At 59.3% G+C, this 3,280-nt stretch carries 3 protein-coding genes; all 3 read right to left on the bottom strand.

Going from position 1 to position 3,280, the window contains the following annotated elements; genetic code table 11:
- Positions 1-457: 457 nt before the first annotated feature.
- Positions 458-1,198 carry a YebC/PmpR family DNA-binding transcriptional regulator gene (locus AACS18_RS22850; RefSeq protein ID WP_040094613.1) on the bottom strand — a complete coding sequence of 247 codons (741 nt, stop codon included), beginning with the start codon at positions 1,196-1,198 and terminating at the stop codon, positions 458-460.
- 102 nt (positions 1,199-1,300) lie between these two features.
- Positions 1,301-3,067, bottom strand: a complete 1,767-nt coding sequence (aspS, locus tag AACS18_RS22855; RefSeq protein WP_108613395.1) for an aspartate--tRNA ligase — start codon at positions 3,065-3,067, stop codon at positions 1,301-1,303.
- A gap of 32 nt (positions 3,068-3,099) precedes the next feature.
- Positions 3,100-3,280: FmdB family zinc ribbon protein (locus tag AACS18_RS22860; RefSeq protein WP_108613396.1), on the bottom strand; the 181-nt coding region annotated here is incomplete at its 5' end.

Below are 3,280 nucleotides of genomic sequence, written 5' to 3' on the forward strand. Positions count from 1 at the left end.
CAACCAACCAACCAACCAACCAACCAACCAACCAACCAACCAACCAACCAACCAACTCGCCCCAGCCAATCCGTTATCAACATCCCAACCTGTGACTCTGTATTGATGGCCCCTCTGATAACAAGAGCACGCCCCATCACCTCCTATCCCCTACCCGCAACGAATTACCCTGACGGGCAGATGTGAGCAGTCAACGCCATCTAAAGAGCTAAAGGTGTGATAAACAGGATAAGCGGAGCCTCGCTAACGCAATGCAGCAGAACTGCAGACTAGCGTACGTGCAGGGCCAACCGACTGGCAGGAACAGAACAATAATAATGCGCAGAGAAAGCGGGAAAGACTGTCAGTAAAGAGAGTTGTTACACCGGTTGCTCAGCCGACACATCAGCAGTTGCCACGATGCAAAGATAAAAAATGGCAGCCATCAGGCTGCCATCAGGAGAGCACGATTAAGCGATCAGAGGGTCGCAGCGACTTCATCGGAGATGGAGCCGTTGTGATACACCTCTTGCACGTCGTCCAGATCTTCCAGCATGTCGATCAGACGCATCAGCTTGGGCGCAGTCTCTGCATCCAGCTCCGCTTCGGTGGAGGGGATCATGGTCACTTCGGCACTCTGGGCCTTGAAGCCGGCAGCTTCCAGACCATCCAGCACGGTACCGAAGTCGTTCGGGGTGGTGTACACCTCGATGGTGCCATCCTCTTCGGTGACCACGTCATCGGCGCCCGCTTCCAGCGCGGCATCCATCAGGGCATCTTCGTCTACGCCCACGAAAGTCAGCAGACCTTTCTTGCTGAACAGATAGGCGACGGAGCCGTCGGTACCCAGGTTGCCACCGCACTTGCTGAAGGCGTGACGCACTTCGGCTACGGTACGGTTACGGTTATCGGTCAGGCACTCTACCATCACCGCAGAGCCAGCCGGACCGTAACCTTCGTATACGATGGTCTCGAGCTGTTCACCATCGCCACCACCGGCGCCACGCGCAATGGCACGGTTGATGGTGTCGCGGGTCATGTTGTTGGTCAGGGCGGCAGTCACCGCAGCACGCAGACGCGGGTTGTTGGCCGGATCGGCATCACCCAGACGCGCGGAGGTAGTGATTTCGCGGATCAGCTTGGTGAAGATCTTGCCACGCTTGGCGTCCTGAGCGGCCTTGCGGTGTTTGATGTTGGCCCATTTACTGTGACCTGCCATAGAGACTCTCCGTTATTTTTTAAATGTCAGTAACACTGATCATGACTAACCCAAGGGAAACACAGAGGCCGCACGGCGGCGGCCTCCGGTGCCGGTATCGGCTTACTCGTCGCCCTTGACGGTGGTTGCAATCGCCAGCTCACCCAGTTGGGCGGCATTGGCAAGGCTGGGGGCGTCTGTCATCAGACAGGCAGCCGCGGTCGTTTTCGGGAAGGCGATGACGTCCCGAATGTTTTCGGTGCCGGTCAGCAGCATGCTGAGACGGTCCAGACCGAAGGCCAGACCGGCGTGCGGCGGGGTACCGTACTTCAGCGCATCTAGCAGGAAGCCGAACTTCAGGCGCTGCTCGGCCGGGGTGATACCCAGGATGTCGAACACGGTGGATTGCATCTCGCTGTTGTGGATACGGACAGAGCCGCCACCCACTTCGTAGCCGTTGATCACCATGTCGTAGGCGTTGGCGTAAGCACCCACAGGGTTGGCTTTCAGCTCGGCCGGGCTCATGTTGCTCGGCGCGGTGAAGGGGTGGTGCATGGCGGCCAGACCACCTTCACCATCTTCCTCGAACATCGGGAAGTCGATGACCCACAGCGGTTTCCAGCTGTTCTCCAGCAGGCCCAGATCGCGACCCACTTTCAGGCGCAGGGCGCCCATGGCATCGCAGACCACTTTCTTGGAGTCGGCACCGAAGAAGATAATGTCGCCGTCGGCCGCGCCGGTACGGGTCAGGATCTCGCGCACGATGGCGTCAGAGAGGAACTTGGCAACCGGAGACTGCACGCCTTCGATACCGTTGGCCGCTTCGTTGACCTTCATCCAGGCCAGGCCCTTGGCACCGTAGATGCCGACAAACTTGGTGTACTCGTCGATCTGCTTGCGAGAGAGCTCGGCGCCGCCCGGCACTTTCAGGGCAGCCACACGGCCTTTCGGATCGTTGGCGGGGCCCGCGAACACGGCGAACTCGACAGCCGTCAGCAGGTCAGCCACATCGACCAGCTCCATCGGCAGACGCAGGTCCGGTTTGTCGGAGCCGTAGCGACGCATGGCTTCGTCGAAGGTCATGATCGGGAAGTCGCCCAGATCCACGTTCAGGATGTGCAGCCACAGTTTGCGGATCATCTCCTCCATCACTTCACGCACCTGCGGCGCGGTCATGAAGGAGGTCTCCACGTCGATCTGGGTGAATTCCGGCTGGCGGTCGGCACGCAGGTCTTCGTCACGGAAGCACTTGACGATCTGGTAGTAACGGTCGAAGCCGGACATCATCAGCAACTGCTTGAACAGCTGGGGTGATTGCGGCAGAGCGTAGAACTTGCCCTTGTGCACGCGGCTCGGCACCAGATAGTCACGGGCACCTTCCGGGGTGGCCTTGGTCAGCATCGGGGTCTCGATATCGAGGAAGCCGTGCTCGTCCATGAAGCGGCGTACGAAGGCGCTCGCCTTGGCGCGGGTCTTCAGGTACTTGGCCATCTCGGGACGACGCAGATCCAGGTAGCGATACTTGAGGCTGATCTCTTCGCTGTTGACCTGATTGAAGTCCAGCGGCAGCGGCTCGGCACGGTTGATGATGTTGAGCTCGTGAGCGAACACTTCGATGGCGCCAGTGGCCATGTCGCTGTTGCGCTGGGACTCGGGACGGGTGCGCACCACGCCGGTCACCTGGATGCAGAACTCGCCGCGCAGCTCGGAGGCCAGGGCGAACGCGTCCGGCTTGTCCGGATCGAAGAACACCTGAACGATCCCTTCCCGGTCGCGCATATCGATAAAGATCAGACCGCCGAGATCACGACGACGATGAACCCAACCGCACAATGTAATGGTCTGCCCTGCATGGGCCTCATTGACCTGTCCGCAATAGATAGAGCGCATGGACTTCTTCCTTCGAAATTGTAGAGAGACGGTTAACCTTGGGCCGCCGGGCACGACTGGCAAGCACCGTCTGTCTCACAGCTGGCCAGATTCTTTTTCTTACCCGGTTTGAAATCAGTCTCGTACCATCCGGTTCCCTTGAGCCGGAAGCCTGCCGCCGATATCAGCTTGACCAGATTCGGCTTGCTACAGGCCGGACAGTCGGTCAGGGGG

Origin of the sequence: Aeromonas sp. HMWF015 (genome assembly GCF_963878965.1) — a bacterium.
Lineage (GTDB): Bacteria > Pseudomonadota > Gammaproteobacteria > Enterobacterales > Aeromonadaceae > Aeromonas > Aeromonas veronii.